Below are 14,488 nucleotides of genomic sequence, written 5' to 3' on the forward strand. Positions count from 1 at the left end.
GGTAGGTCACAATGAGTTCTCCCCTCGCCGGCACGTCAGTCCTTTTCCTCGGTGGCATCGGCCCCGGTCCCTTCGCCGCGATGATGCTTGCTGACATGGGCGCTAGTGTTACCCGCGTGGTCCGCCCGGGAAATCCTCCCGCCGTGGTCCCACATAACATCCTCCACCGCGGGCAAGAAGTTCTAGAGGCAGACCTCAAGGATCCAGCAGACGTCGACAAGCTGCGTGAGCGCCTGGCCACGACGGATATCCTCATCGAAGGTTTCCGTCCCGGGGTGGCCGAACGCCTCGGCCTCGGCCCAGAGGAAGTGCACGCGATCAACCCAGCGCTGGTTTATGGGTGCATCACTGGCTGGGGTCAATCTGGCCCGCTTGCCCACACCGCCGGCCACGACATCAACTACATCGCAGTCTCCGGTGCGCTACACCCCATCGCGGGCAACGATGGTGCTCCCGTTCCGCCAGTTAACTTCCTTGGGGATTTCGGCGGCGGCGCGATGTACCTAGTAACTGGTCTTCTGGCGGGCGTGCTGCAGGCAAAGAATACCGGCCGGGGCTGCGTTGTGGATGCCGCAATTGTTGACGGCGCGGCCAACCTCACCGCTATGCTGCATGCCTTCCGCGCCGACGGCCAGTGGCAGGAACGCGGCACCAACCTCCTCGACGGCGGTGCCCCGTTTTATAGCGTGTACCGCACGGCCGATAATCAGTGGATGGCCGCCGGCGCCATCGAGCCGCAGTTTTATGCGCTCATGGTGAAAGGCCTAGGCCTTGAAGAGGAACTAGGCCGCTACGAGCAGAGCGACCGCGACGCGTGGCCAGCCATGAAGGAGATCATCGCGCGGCGCTTTGCGGAAAAGACCCAAGCGGAATGGATCGACATCTTCCGCGGCAGCGATGCCTGCGTCACCGAGGTCGTCTCCCCCGAGCATGTTCTGCAACACCCACACCTTGCCGCGCGCGACACCTATGTGGACGCCGAGGGCTACACGGAGCCGGCCGCGGCACCACGTTTTCTCTAGCTAAGGCCCGGGATGAACGCGTTGATGCCGAGCATCAACGCCAGCGTTGTCAGAGGGATCACGATGGTCACTACGGCAACGTCCTTGTAGGACAGGCGGTGCGTCATACCGCAGACAATCAGCATGGTGAGTACCGCGCCGTTATGCGGCATGGAGTCAAAGGACACCGATGCCATCGCGGTCACGCGGTGCATCAGCTCGAGGCTAATGCCCTGCTCCGTGGCCAGCTGGGCAAGCTGATCGCCCAAGGTTTGCATCATGATGGAAAGACCACCCGAGGAAGAACCAGTGATGCCGGAGATAACGGCGGTGGACACCGTGGAGACCACCAAGGCGTTATCCGAGATTCCCATCATGTTGCTTTTGACCACGCTAAAGACTGCTAGGGCGGCAATCACCGCGCCATAGCCCACCTCCGAGGCCGTGGTCAGGCACGGCAGGATAGCGTTCTTAGCGCCATCGGAGAATTCCTTGACGGACTCGGCAGCCCGCTTGGGGAACATCGCCACGATAACGAAGACCGCGCAGGCTAAAGCGACCGTCGGTGACCAAATACCTAACAGCGCATCGAGGTTGGTCTCGCCGTATTTCTCTTCCCCCAGGTAGGACGTATCCAGAACCTTGGACACCCCGTAGACCATGGCGAAGTTGACCGCGATGACGACGGCGATGGGAGCCAGACCCAATAGTCCCTGCACTTGGACGGAAGGCTCGGTTTCAGTACGCGCGTGAGTAGACACGCGGCCGCCGGAATTGGTGTCGAAGGATTCACCGCCGATCTCTACGCTGGCTTCTTCCCCGTTATCACCGATTCCCTCAGGAGTTTCAATGATTCTCCCGTCAGCATCGAGCGGCTCGAAGGTTTCCCCACCCGCGCGTAGGGTGCGCACACGGTACTCCAGCCACGCGGTTCCCGCTGCCAGCATGATGGCGGAAGAGATGAGACCGAAGAGCGGTGCCGCGTAGACGTTGGTGCCAAAGTAACTGGTGGGGATTGCGTTATGGATCTGTGGTGAGCCAGGAAGACCGGCCAGCGCAAAGGTGATGGTTCCCAGCGCAATCGCTCCGGGCATGAGGCGCTTGGGAATCCCAGACTCCTTGAACAGTGCGGTCGCGATGGGCACGATGGTAAAGGCCACGACCCACGCGGATACACCGCCATAGGTCAGCAAAGCGGTGGCGACGACCGTCGAAAACATCGCGCGCTTTGGCCCGAATAACGCGGTAATGCCGCGCGCCAAGTACCGGGCGAGCCCCGTGGAGGTCATGAGGAAGCCGAAAATCGCGCCGAAGAGGAAAAGCGGGAAATACTTGGTGACGAAGTTTCCGGCCGCCGGCATAAAGATTTGGGTATAGGTGGCCAGGATTGGCTCCCCTGAGAAAATCACCGCGATCAGCGCCGCGAAGGGAGCGACGACCACCACGGAGTGCCCGCGATAGGCCATTACGACGAGGAAAATCAGGGAGAGAATCACCCCGATGAATGAGATAACCATCGTTTCTACCTCACAGTCTTGGTCATCTAAGGCAAGAGGGCGAATCGCCCTTCCTGCGCGTGCGGCGCCGGTACCATGTCCTCTATGGAGGAAAAAGCAGCTTCGACGCGGGAGAGAATTCTCGAATGTTCACGCGAGCTTTTCAGTGAGCGGTCCTTCTCGCAGGTGTCGATGAAGGACATCGCAGAAAAGGCCGATGTATCTGTCGCGCTGATTGTGAAGCACTTCCACAACAAGGAGGGGCTCTTTGAGGCCACGGTGGATTTCACCGCCTCCTCGGCAGCACTCTTTGCCGGTTCTTTCAGCGAACTGGGGCATACCGCGGTGGTGGAAACCCTTACAGCACCGCATAACGCCCCTTATTCCATGGCCCGGACGATTTCAATCGCTAGCGGCGATTATCAGACTCTTGGAGCCATTGGCAAGCGGATTAAGTCAGATTTGTTGGATGTCCTGGCCTCCCGGATCCGCGCGGAATCCGGGAACCACTCCCCTTCGCCGGAGCTGAGAGCCCAATCTGCGCTTGCGCTGCTCATGGGCTTGTCTTTCATGCGGCGCTTTGGCGATACCGAGTTCGCAGCTTTTTCTAGCGAGGAACTCATCGAGTACTATGCTCCGCTGCTCCAGGACATCTTGGACGGAGAGCAAGCGCCCTAGCGCTCTAAGCAAGCTAGAGCGCTAGGAGGCCTTAGGAGCGCTTAGGAGCGCTTAGTCTGTTCCTTTGGAACGAACTTCGGAAATGATGGCGGAGAAGTCGAGGCCGCCGTGGCCTTCGTCCACAAAGGAGGAGTACTGCTCCTCCGCAATCCGGCCCAGGACAGTGTCGGTCTTGGTGTCTTCCGCCGCGGCCATGGCCAGTTTGAGGTCCTTGAGCATGAGTGCGGCGGCGAAACCGGGCTTGAAATCGTTGTTCGCCGGTGAGCTCGGCACGATATCCGGAACCGGGGCGTTGACGGACAGCGACCACGAGTTGCCGGTGGCGTTGGAGACGACGTCGTAGAAGGCTTGGTGATCCAACCCCAAGCGCTCGCCGAGGACCAAGGCTTCAGCTAGGACAATTTGTTGGACCGCGAGGATCATGTTGTTGCATGCCTTGACCGCTTGGCCGTTGCCGATGTCACCGCAGTGGGTAACAGACTTGCCCATGATGTCGAGCAGCGGTTTGACCTTCGCAAAGTCTTCGGCTGTGCCGCCGACCATGAAGGCGAGCGTTCCCGCTGCCGCCCCGGCGATACCGCCGGAGACTGGTGCATCAAGAAAGGCGGAGCCAGCCTTGCCCACCGTCTCCGAAAGCTCACGTGCCTCCGCGACCGCGATGGTGGAGACATCAACGTAGGTCTTTGCATCCTCGTTGGCTGCGAGGACCGACTCGATGACCTGCTTGACCAGCCCACCATTAGGCAAACTGGTAAAGACTACCTCGGCGCCCTGCGCGGCTTCCTCCGCGGTCTCGATGATGGTGACGCCCTGCTCGGCGGCGCGCTCCCGAGCCTCTTCCACGACGTCGAATCCGCGGACCTCATGCCCGGCCTCCGCCAAGTTGACGGCCATAGGGCCGCCCATGTTGCCCAATCCGATAAACGCGATAGTCGTCATTGTGTTCTCTCCTTACATGACCGGCATGGTGAACTGAGGACCTGCGGACTCATCATTAGGCCAGCGCGAGGTGATGGTCTTAGTCTTGGTGTAGAAGCGGAAGGAATCCGGTCCGTGCTGGTTGAGGTCGCCGAAACCGGAGGCCTTCCAGCCACCAAAGGTGTGGTAGGCAATCGGCACCGGAATCGGAACGTTGACGCCCACCATGCCGACCTGGACGTTCTTGCAGAAGTCGCGGGCCGCGCCGCCGTTCTGGGTAAAGATGGCGACACCGTTGCCGTAGACGTGGTCGTTGGGGTAAGACACGGCCTCTTCCAGGGTTTCGGCGCGGACCATGACCAGCACCGGGCCGAAGATTTCCTCGCTGTAGACGGACATGTCGGCGGTAACGTTGTCGAAGAAGCTCGGGCCGGAGTAGAAGCCGTCCGCGAGGGAATCCTCGTTATAGGTCTTGTCAGACATGTCCAACTCGCGGCCGTCGGCAAGCAACGTGGCTCCTGCCTCCACGCCCTCGGCGATGAGCCGGTGTACGCGATCGCGTGCCTCTGCCGTGACCAAGGGGCCATAGTCGGCCTCAGGATCGAGGCAGTGGCCTACCTTAAGTTCTGGAATCTTGGCCAGGATGGCATCGCGCAAACGGTCTGCCGTGTCCTGTCCCACGGGGACTACCACGGACAGGGCCATGCAGCGCTCACCCGCGGAGCCGAAGGCAGCGCCCACGATGGCGTCGGCGGTGGTGTCAATGTCGGCGTCGGGAAGCACGATGGCGTGGTTCTTCGCACCGCCGAAGCACTGAGCGCGCTTGCCTGTGGCCGCGCAGCGCTCGTAGATGTACTGCGCAATCGGCGTGGAGCCGACAAAGCCCACGGCCTTGATGGTGTCGGAGTCGAGGATGGCATCGACTGCCTCCTTGCCTCCGTGCACCACGTTGAGAACACCGGCCGGGCCGCCTGCCTCAATGAAAAGCTCCGCTAGGCGTACCGGTACGGAGGGGTCGCGCTCAGAAGGCTTGAGTACGAAGGCGTTGCCCGCTGCCAGTGCCGGGCCGGCCTTCCACAGCGGAATCATGGCCGGGAAATTGAACGGGGTAATACCGGCGACCACACCGAGTGGCTGGCGCATCGAGTAGGTATCGATACCGGTGCCAACCTCCGAAGAATACTCACCCTTGAGCTGGTGCGGGGCGCCAAGCGCGAACTCCAGCACGTCGACGCCGCGCAGCACGTCTCCCTTAGCATCCGGGAAAGTCTTACCGTGCTCCAAGGAGAGCTGCGTGGCCAGTTCATCCATGTTCTCGTGGATGAGACGGATCCATTCCATGATGATGCGGATACGCTTCTGTGGGTTTAGTGCTGCCCAGCCTGGCTGAGCCTTCGCGGATTCCGCGATGACGCTGTCCACATCGGCCTTGTTCGCCAGAGCGACGGCGGCCTGCTCCTTGCCGGTCGAAGGGTTCAGGACGGGCTGGGTGTTGCCCGACGTCCCCTCGAACGTTTCTCCATTGACATAGTGATACACAGTGCGCATGTCGCGTCTCCTTCCTGGAACCTCCGGCTCCTTCTATGGCTTGGGTCACACACTAACCGCAGTCCACAGCCACACGCCATGGATAATGAGACATAAAACACTATTCACCCCCTAGAGTGAGTTGACATACACGCTTTGTCCTGCACTTTCCCCATACGCCTCCCCTCGAAGTAGTGGGGTGAATGCCATTCACCTGGCCTGTGCCCGAGAAAGCGCGGGCTAAGGTGATGACATGGACCACACGGAGCAGCCTGCGACCACCACCCCCGACGGGCCCGGACTAACGAGCTGGGAAGCCGATGTCATCCTCAACGATGGCGATATCGCTACCCTGCGTCCCATCACGCCGGGCGACCGCGATGCCATTCGCGCTTTCTATGATCGCGTCTCGGATCAGTCGAAGTATCTGCGCTTCTTCGGCACGCACCCCACGCTGACCGACGATGACCTAGACCGCTGGCTCCACACAGACGGCTATGACAAGGTCACGCTCGTCATGGTGGAGCGCGGCAGTATCGTGGCGGTGGCCGGATACTCCATTGTCGAACAGTTCTTGCCGGCGCGCGTGGGCGATGTCTCCTTCCTAGTCCAGGATTCCCACCATGGCAAAGGCGTAGCCAACATCCTTCTTGAACACCTGGCGGAGATCGGACGCGAAGGAAAAGTGGAGCGCTTTTTCGCAGAGATGCTCACCCAAAACCGCAGGATGGTGCAGGTCTTCGTGCGTGCAGGCTACTCCGCGAAGCCGGAGCTTGAGGATGGATTCATTCGAGTGGATTTCCACATCGCTCCGAATGAGAATTCCCGCGATGTTATGGAACGCCGCGAGCTGCGCGCCGAAGCCAACTCAATTCACCGTTTGCTCACCCCAAGCTCCGTGGCGGTGGTTGGCACGCTCTCCAGCCAGCAACTGGGCAGCGCCGGCTTCACTGGTTCACTGCATCACCTGCACAGCGTCGATGAACTCCATGACCTTGCTGAACCGGTAGACCTCGTTGTCATCGAATTTCAAGGGCGTGGCGGCGCCAACGTCATGGAGGCGGCTGCCGCCGCAGGCGCTAAAGGGGTCATCGTCATCTCTCGCAGCCAGAACCCTAACCTTTCGCGCGAGGAGGCCCGCGACATCGTACTCGCGGCTAGGGACTACGGTCTGCGCGCCCTCGGCCCCGCTGCATTGGGCCTCATCAACACCGATGACTCGGTTCGCCTCAACGCAAGCCCCGCGCCCATGCCACGGGCCGGCCAAGTAGGACTCTTTACCCAATCGGCTGGCGTGGCGACACTGGCTCTATCCCATGCGCTGCAACTTGGCTGCGGTTTAAGTAACTTCATCGCCGCTGGTTCCTTCGCCGATGTCACCGGCAATGACGTTATGCAGTTCTGGAGCCAAGATGAAAACACACGCATCTGTCTGTTGTCCCTCGACTCGATAGGTAACCCACGTAAGTTCTTCCGCGTTCTGCGCCGCCTAGCGCTGGACAAGCACGTCGTGGTGTTTCTGCCTTCGCGCGCGCTGAAATCCGCCCGGCACTACGCAGTCGATGGATTGTCTGCGGCCAGTCCGGCCGCACTGGATGAGATCATCCGCTACACCGGAGCCATGGTGGTCACCCGCCGCGATGCCATGCTTGACATCGCCCAGCTCCTCGCGCGCCAACTCGTGCCGCAGGGCCGTCGAATTGCCGTGATGTCGAATTCCTCTGGACTCACCGCGCAGATGGAGCAAGCAGCCTGGCGCTTCGGGCTACGCCCGCGCGCTACCACCGTCGTCGACGATCCCGCTCCCGCCATCACTGAGGAGGCACGGCGGGCTTTGGCGGACCCGAATATTGACGCAGTGCTGTGTGCCGTCGTAGAAGTCGGCGAGTTTATCCTCAAGGATGCTTATTCAAGTTTGTCGCAGCTGGCATCCACGACGACGGATACCCCGCTTATCGCCAGCTTTGTTGGCTTCGACGTCCCCGATTTCCGCACCGCTCCGGGCCCAGAGAAACCCGGCCAGCTGCCGGTGTTTGACACCTATGCCGACGCCATCGAAGCATTAGCGACCATCATCGATAACGAACGCCGACGCGCCCTCGCCCGCCCCAACCCTGCCGATGAATTCGCCACCAGCGAGGGTCTGGCTGAAGCACGCGGGGTCGTTGCGGAGGTGCTTCTGGATTCTCCCACCGGGAGGTGGACAACCGATGAGGAGTGTGCGCGAATTCTGAGCGCCTATGGCATCGACATTGTTCCTTGGAATCCGGTCAGCACCCTTGAGGAGGCCATTGCGGCTGGGCACGAGTATGGATGGAATGTGGTCCTCAAGTGCACCTCGCAGATAGTGCGGGGCCGCTCGGAACTTCCCACTGTCGTGCGCAACATCCATGACGAGGAGTCCATGAAGCGCGCGTGGAGCACCATCACTCAACTCACGCGTGATCTCCACTTAGGCGAGGATCCTGCCATCTTGATACCGGTGGTACAGCGCATGGTCACGGCGGGCGCCTCCCTTACTCTGCGGGCCATCGAAGATCCCGTTGTGGGCCCGATGGTTTCTGCAGGTTTCTCCGGGCTGCCCTCGGATCTGTTGGGGGACGTCGAGTGGCGCGTGCCTCCGCTACGCCGAACGGATGCCCTGGACATGCTCAGCTGCTTGAAGGCCTCTCCCCTGTTGACCGGCTATCGCGGTACCAAGGCCGCCAAGCTACATCGCGTCGAAGAGGTCATGATGCAGCTGGCACAGCTCAAAGACGACATTGCCGCACTCGTTGACATCGAGCTCTCCCCTGTCATCGCCGGGGTGACACAGACTGATGTGGTGGGGGCCCGCATGCGCATCGCCCCGCTGGGTGATGTCCGCGATCCCCTCGCGAGGTCCTTGTCATGAGTCAGTCAAAACCGCTGCTTTTCGCTTCGGAGGAAATGTACCGCTACTCGCTTGGTCCAGAGCATCCGATGGGGCCGGACCGGGTCGCCGCGGCGATGTCACTGGCTCAGCACTTCGGCGTGCTCGAGGAATTCGATATCGAGTGCCCCGACCCGCTGAATACCTCACACTTGCAGCTCGTGCATAGCCCCGACTACATCGCCGCCACCCGCGCCGAAGTGCCCTCCAAACGTTTTGGGCTGGGCACCGAGGACAACCCGATTAGCCATGGCTTGTCGACGGTCGCCGCGCGCATCGCCGGCGGTACCCTAGCGGCCGCACGGGCTGTGTGGGAAGGTCGCGCACCACGCGCAGTCAACCTATCCGGCGGGCTGCACCATGCTTTTGCCGATTCCATGTCGGGGTTCTGTATGTACAACGATGCCGCGATTGCCATCCGGTGGCTGCTGGTTCACGGTGCCCAGCGCGTGGTCTACCTGGATTTAGACGCTCACCACGGCGACGGCGTGGAGAAGATCTTTTGGGAGGATCCCAACGTGCTCACGATTTCAGTGCATGAATCGGGACTATATCTCTTCCCCGGCACGGGCTATGCGCACGAGATTGGCGGGCAGGGCGCGGAAGGTACCGCCGTCAACGTGGCCCTGCCCCGTGGGGTTACGGATGAGGAATGGCTGCAGGTGGTCCACGCCATCGTCCCTCCACTGCTCAAGAAGTTCCGCCCCGATTTCATCATTTCCCAACACGGCGCGGATCCGCACCGTTCGGATCCCCTTGCTGACCTAGAGCTCACCATCGATGCGATGGCGCGGGCGTACCGTTCGGTGGCGGTGTGGGCGCAGCAGTTTGTGGCTGGGCGGTGGGTCGCCCTTGGTGGCGGAGGATACCAAGTCGATGCCGTCGCACGCGCGTGGACGCATGTACTCGCCGCGGCCGTCAATGTGGAGCTCACTGCCTCCTCCCGGATGCCAGGCGGCTGGGAAGGCTCCCCTACTCTGGGCGATGAGGGCTCGGGCGCCACCATCGAGGACTTCGACCCCACCAAGGTCATGGCAGAGAGGCCGCACGCGGCGCTGGTGCAGACCACGCGCGCCATCTTCCCCTACTGGGGTTTGCCCGCTTATGGTTAGGCCCCGCGTGGGGCCTAAGCACTGAATACGCGGCATTCGCCTTAACGCGGCGGCATACGCAGCGCACCATCCAAGCGAATCGTCTCGCCATTGATATAGGGGTTGTCAGCAATCGACAGGGCCAGGGCAGCGAATTCCTCCGGCTTAGCAAGCCTGGCGGGGAAAGGCACAGTGGCTTCCAACTGCTCACGGAACTCCGGGGTGATCTGCTCCATCATCGGGGTGGATACCACGCCCGGGGCGACGGCATTGACGCGAATGCCCAGCGAGGCCAAATCTCGAGCCCCGGTAATCGACAGGGCGGCCACCGCACCTTTCGACGCCGCGTAGGCAGCCTGCCCGACTTGTCCTTCAAAGGCTGCGACGGAGGCAGTGTTGATGATAACGCCGCGCTGGCCGTCCCCATCGAATGGTTCTGTCTGAGCCATTGCCTCAGCGGCAGCAGTCATGACGTGGAAGGTACCTATGAGGTTGACGTTGATGGTCTTGGAAAACAGCTCCGGATCGTGTGGTCCTTTGCGTCCAAAGATGCGTGCCGAGGGGCAGATTCCCGCGCAGTTCACGGCCACGCGCATGGGCGCTTTCGTTGCTGCACCGAGGACCGCCTCCCGGACTGCGGCGGCATCGGTGACGTCGACGGCTATGTAGTTGATGTCGCTGTGCTGTTCCTCTGGGACGGACAAGTCGAGCACAGTGACCGCGGCTCCGTTTTCCGCGAGTGCTGCGGCCGTCGCCGCTCCAAGGCCGGATGCACCGCCGGTCACGACGGCTGATACTTCGTGTAGGTTCATGGTTTTCTCCTTTTGAGAAGAGCGAGGGGGTGGGTTCCCTGGTGCTGTGAATCTGTGGCGGTGAGTACGAGGACAGAGCTACTTAAACGAAGGCAGATACGCCAGTCACAGCACGGCCGACGATGAGCGAGTTGATGTCGTAGGTGCCCTCATAAGTGAAGAGAATCTCGGCATCATCCATCATCTTCGACAGGTCATACTCTGTGAGGATGCCGTTTCCACCGCCAATGTTGCGGCCCGCTGCGGCGGATTCGCGCGCTAGGCGAGTGGTGGTTGCCTTCGCCAGGGCGGCAAACGGCATTTCCAGCTTGCCCTGTTCCTGGACCTCCGCCAGCTGGGCCATCATGGCAAGCGACGCAGTAGCGTTGCCCAGGATACGGGAGAGCTGCTCCTGGACGAGCTGGAATTTAGCAATGGGCCGGCCGAACTGCTCGCGCTTAACCGCGTACTCGCGGGCCTTGTCGAAAATGCCCAGCTGCAGCCCAGCGCCCTGCCAGCCCACCCACGCACGGGAATAGCACAAGAAGTCGTTGACGTTGGCGAAGGATTCGGCACCAGGGATCAGGTTCTCATGGGGGATAAGAACGTCGTCGAAGTGCAGATCTGCATTCTGCATGATGCGCAAACCCATTTTGCGCGAGATCTTGTTACGCGTCACGCCGTCGCGGTCGAGCTCAACGATGAAGGCTTTAATCTCATTATCCGCCGTATCGCGGGCGAAGGTGATGGCGAAATCAGCAAAAGTACCGGCGCCGATCCAACGCTTCGATCCATTGATAACCCAGCCCTCGGCGGTGCGCTCCGCCGTTGTGGCTAGTCCGCCAGCGATGTCGGATCCGTGGTCCGGCTCGGTCAGCGCGAAGCACCCCACTTTGGTGAACTGGCGCAAGCCTGCCAACCAGGTGTCTTTTTGTTCCGGGGAACCAAGCTTGTCGATGAGTCCGAGAACAAGCTCATTGTGAATACCCACCAACGCCGATAGTGACACATCTGCGCGGGTAACCTCCGCGTACACCAACCCGCGGTAGAGGCGTGAGGTATCCGTGAGCTCGACTTCCCCTAAACCCATCTCCGCCATGCGAGGAAGAAGGTCGAAAGGCAGCTCTTCACGGTCCCAGTATTCCCCCACGACCGGGCGAATCTCCGTCTGCAGAAACTCGTGGATCTCTGCCAGGCGCGCTTGCTCCTCGGGAACTAGGCGGTCAGCGACTGCGAAGATATCAGCGTGAGGGTACTTAATCTTCTCCAAGTGTTTCCCACTGGGATGTTGTGGTCCAAGGATTGGGGGCATAGTTTTCTACCTTTCTAGCTGAGAGTTTGTGGTGGCCACATGGATTTTCTTAAAGCAATGCGGCGATCTGTGGGACGGGAAATCAATGGGAACTACGCATTGAGTGAGTACGATAATACACCGTTTCGTACCGCACACGGCGTGTTCTATGATCGATTGGCACACCGCCATACGTCAAGCCCCACGAGAAATGGGTGCCCGAAGGCCGGAATCAACACAGACGGAGCGACACATGACCAAACCACTCACACCGCGGCAGCGAGAGCTCTTTAACGCCCTTTTGCAGGACTTTCTAGTCGAGGGTTTCGAGTCCTTCACCATCGACGGTGCAACCAAGCGCTACCAATGCTCCAAATCCACCATTTACGCACTAGGGCCATCGAGAGATGCCATCATTCGGCGCGTCCTGGTCAGCTTCTTTAAAGAAATTGCACGCCGTACCGCCGTGAGCAAGACACCCACCTACACGCAGGCGCTTGAGAACTACTTTTCCTCCATGACCACCGCCCTAGAACCTGCCAGCCCGGAGTTTATGCGCGATCTCGCCTCCGAACCCGCTGCCCAGGAGGTTTTTAGCCTCAACACGCGCAGGGCTACCGAAACTATCCACGAGCTACTCAAGCAGGGCGTCGCAGCGGGAGAATTCACTGCGGAATACACAGATTTTGTCTCTCACCTGATCCAGCGCTCCATGACCGACATCCAGCAGGGCTTTTACTCGGATACTTTAGCTCCAGCCGAGGCCTATCACACCCTTGGACAGCTCATCCTTCACGGAATTTCATTGCGCTAGCCTGCGACTTCGGTACGCGTTACCCAAAATCTCTAGAAATTACTTCGAACTCGAAGTAAAGTAGTGTGCGACCCACGTCACATAGACGCACGGTTTGGGATACGGACCATAGACATTGCCGCGTCCTTCCCCATGAGCACAAGCTAGAGGAGAACCAATGACCACGGTGACCGAACAATTTCAAGCAGCCCGCGACCTGCTGGTTTCTTTTCAGACTGACTATGAAGAGGCCCGAAGCAACTTCAAGTGGCCGCGCTTCGAACACTTCAATTTCGCACTCGATTGGTTCGATCACCTTGCCACTGCAGAAGACTCTAAAGACCGCGAGGCACTCGTCATTTGTGAGACCGATGGCAGCAGCACCCGCCGTACCTTCGCTGAAATGTCGGCTCGCTCTGCGCAGTTGGCTAATTGGCTCGAGGGTCAAGGCGTCCAGCGCGGTGATCGCGTCATGCTCATGCTCAACAACCAAGTAGAGCTGTGGGAGTGCATGCTGGCCTGCATCAAAGCAGGCTTCGTCCTTAATCCAGCAACCGCCATGCTCGGTGCAGCGGATTTGCAGGACCGCACCGACCGCGCCAACATTTCCTGGGTTGTGGCTAACGCTGAGGATGCCGAGAAGTTCCAAGACGTCACCGGTGATTTCACCATTATTCAGGTGGGTGATGAACCAAATGCACAGTCGGCACACCCCACCCTGCGCTACTCGGATTCTTTCACCGGCCCAGAGGTCTACACGCCAAAGCAAGACACCAAGGCTGACGAAACTCTCCTGCTCTACTTCACTTCCGGAACCACATCGAAGGCGAAGCTCGTCGAACACACCCATACCTCTTATCCGGTCGGCCACCTGACCACGATGTACTGGATTGGCTTGGCGCCTGGCGATGTCCACCTCAACGTCGCTGCCCCTGGCTGGGCTAAGCATGCATGGTCGAACTTCTTCGCCCCCTGGATCGCCGGGGCCACCATCTTCCTGTACAACTATGCCCGCTTCGATGCCGCAGCCCTCATGGACAAGATGGAAGAAGAAGGAGTAACCAGCTTCTGTGCTCCACCGACCGTCTGGCGCATGCTTGTCCAAGCAGACTTGGGACGTATGAAGACCCCACCGAAGAAGCTAGTCGCTGCGGGTGAGCCACTAAACCCCGAGCTCATCAGCACCATCAGCAAGGCCTGGAACACCGATGTTCGCGATGGTTTCGGACAGACGGAAACTACCCTGCAGATTGCCAACACCCCAGAACAAAAGGTCAAGCCAGGCTCAATGGGTCGCCCACTGCCGGGGTGGGAAGTCGTGCTCAAGGATCCCGCTACGGATGAGATTGGAGATACCGGCGAAATCTGTTTGAAGATTGATCCCCGCCCGGTCGGTCTAACGGTGGGTTACTTCAACGACCCCGACAAGAACGCGGAAGTCTTTCGCGATGGTTACTACCACACGGGCGATACAGCGGAGCGCGATGAAGATGGCTACATCTTCTACATTGGTCGTGCCGATGATGTCTTCAAAGCCTCCGATTACCGCCTGTCCCCCTTCGAGCTCGAGTCCGTCGTCATCGAGCACCCAGCTGTCGCCGAAGTAGCGGTAGTTCCCTCTCCCGACCCCATCCGCCTCGCTGTGCCGAAGGCTTATGTGGCGCTGGCCAACGGTTACGAGCCGAATGCCGAAACGGCCGAAGCCATCCTCAAACACTGCCGTGATGGCTTGGCACCCTATAAGCGTATCCGCCGCCTCGAGTTCTACGAGCTACCAAAGACGGTCTCCGGCAAGATTCGCCGCGTCGATCTGCGCAAGCGCGAAACCGAGATTCACTCAGCTGATGGCGGTGAGACCACTGCGTCGACAGAGTTCGCTGATTCCGACTTTCCGTCACTGAAGGGCTAGCCCCACTAATCTTTCGACGATACAGGCCCCAGTTTTCAACTGGGGCCTTTGCTGGCCCTTCCGGTTTTAGAGTGCGTTGATT

General features: G+C 60.1%; 11 protein-coding genes. 6 read left to right on the forward strand and 5 right to left on the reverse strand.

All coding sequences use genetic code 11. The annotated features are described in order from the left end of the window. The first annotated feature begins 11 nt into the window (after window positions 1-11). Entirely contained in the window at window positions 12-1,022 is a 1,011-nt protein-coding gene (locus HMPREF2896_RS03990) for a CaiB/BaiF CoA transferase family protein (RefSeq protein ID WP_070717914.1), read from the forward strand. On the opposite strand, the gene HMPREF2896_RS03995 is transcribed toward HMPREF2896_RS03990, so the two are convergent. Beyond that, window positions 1,019-2,518, reverse strand: a complete 1,500-nt coding sequence (locus HMPREF2896_RS03995; protein WP_070717916.1) for a GntP family permease — start codon at window positions 2,516-2,518, stop codon at window positions 1,019-1,021. The genes HMPREF2896_RS03990 and HMPREF2896_RS03995 overlap by 4 nt on opposite strands. 75 nt (window positions 2,519-2,593) lie before the next feature. On the opposite strand from HMPREF2896_RS03995, the gene HMPREF2896_RS04000 reads away from it, so the two are divergent. Next, on the forward strand, window positions 2,594-3,175 hold the full coding sequence (locus tag HMPREF2896_RS04000; protein ID WP_070717918.1) for a TetR/AcrR family transcriptional regulator: 582 nt from the start codon (window positions 2,594-2,596) through the stop codon (window positions 3,173-3,175). Between the two features lie 51 nt (window positions 3,176-3,226). On the opposite strand, the gene mmsB is transcribed toward HMPREF2896_RS04000, so the two are convergent. After that, window positions 3,227-4,114, reverse strand: coding sequence for a 3-hydroxyisobutyrate dehydrogenase (gene mmsB, locus HMPREF2896_RS04005; protein ID WP_070717921.1), 888 nt, complete (start codon window positions 4,112-4,114; stop codon window positions 3,227-3,229). A 12-nt stretch (window positions 4,115-4,126) separates the two neighbouring features. Further along, window positions 4,127-5,641, reverse strand: coding sequence for a CoA-acylating methylmalonate-semialdehyde dehydrogenase (locus HMPREF2896_RS04010; RefSeq protein ID WP_070447133.1), 1,515 nt, complete (start codon window positions 5,639-5,641; stop codon window positions 4,127-4,129). 232 nt (window positions 5,642-5,873) lie between these two features. Between HMPREF2896_RS04010 and HMPREF2896_RS04015 the strand changes: the two genes are divergently transcribed. Together HMPREF2896_RS04015 and HMPREF2896_RS04020 are read left to right on the forward strand one after the other, a co-directional pair. Then, window positions 5,874-8,513, forward strand: a complete 2,640-nt coding sequence (locus HMPREF2896_RS04015; protein WP_070717924.1) for a GNAT family N-acetyltransferase — start codon at window positions 5,874-5,876, stop codon at window positions 8,511-8,513. Then, window positions 8,510-9,643 carry an acetoin utilization protein AcuC gene (locus HMPREF2896_RS04020; protein ID WP_070717927.1) on the forward strand — a complete coding sequence of 378 codons (1,134 nt, stop codon included), beginning with the start codon at window positions 8,510-8,512 and terminating at the stop codon, window positions 9,641-9,643. The genes HMPREF2896_RS04015 and HMPREF2896_RS04020 overlap by 4 nt, the downstream gene beginning before the upstream one ends. A gap of 41 nt (window positions 9,644-9,684) precedes the next feature. Here HMPREF2896_RS04020 and HMPREF2896_RS04025 read toward each other — a convergent pair whose 3' ends face one another. Together HMPREF2896_RS04025 and HMPREF2896_RS04030 are read right to left on the reverse strand one after the other, a co-directional pair. Beyond that, window positions 9,685-10,434, reverse strand: coding sequence for an SDR family NAD(P)-dependent oxidoreductase (locus HMPREF2896_RS04025; protein WP_070717930.1), 750 nt, complete (start codon window positions 10,432-10,434; stop codon window positions 9,685-9,687). Window positions 10,435-10,516: 82 nt separating this feature from the next. Continuing rightward, window positions 10,517-11,725: an acyl-CoA dehydrogenase family protein gene (locus HMPREF2896_RS04030; RefSeq protein WP_070717932.1), complete on the reverse strand. Its 1,209-nt coding sequence runs from the start codon at window positions 11,723-11,725 to the stop codon at window positions 10,517-10,519. 232 nt (window positions 11,726-11,957) lie between these two features. Between HMPREF2896_RS04030 and HMPREF2896_RS04035 the strand changes: the two genes are divergently transcribed. Together HMPREF2896_RS04035 and HMPREF2896_RS04040 are read left to right on the forward strand one after the other, a co-directional pair. Continuing rightward, on the forward strand, window positions 11,958-12,518 hold the full coding sequence (locus tag HMPREF2896_RS04035) for a TetR/AcrR family transcriptional regulator (protein WP_070646208.1): 561 nt from the start codon (window positions 11,958-11,960) through the stop codon (window positions 12,516-12,518). A gap of 157 nt (window positions 12,519-12,675) precedes the next feature. After that, the gene (locus tag HMPREF2896_RS04040) at window positions 12,676-14,406 is read left to right on the forward strand and encodes an AMP-binding protein (protein ID WP_070717935.1); all 1,731 of its coding nucleotides are present in this window, start codon (window positions 12,676-12,678) and stop codon (window positions 14,404-14,406) included. Window positions 14,407-14,488: the final 82 nt, after the last annotated feature.

This window comes from Corynebacterium sp. HMSC069E04, from assembly GCF_001813175.1.
In the GTDB taxonomy this organism is placed as follows: domain Bacteria; phylum Actinomycetota; class Actinomycetes; order Mycobacteriales; family Mycobacteriaceae; genus Corynebacterium; species Corynebacterium aurimucosum.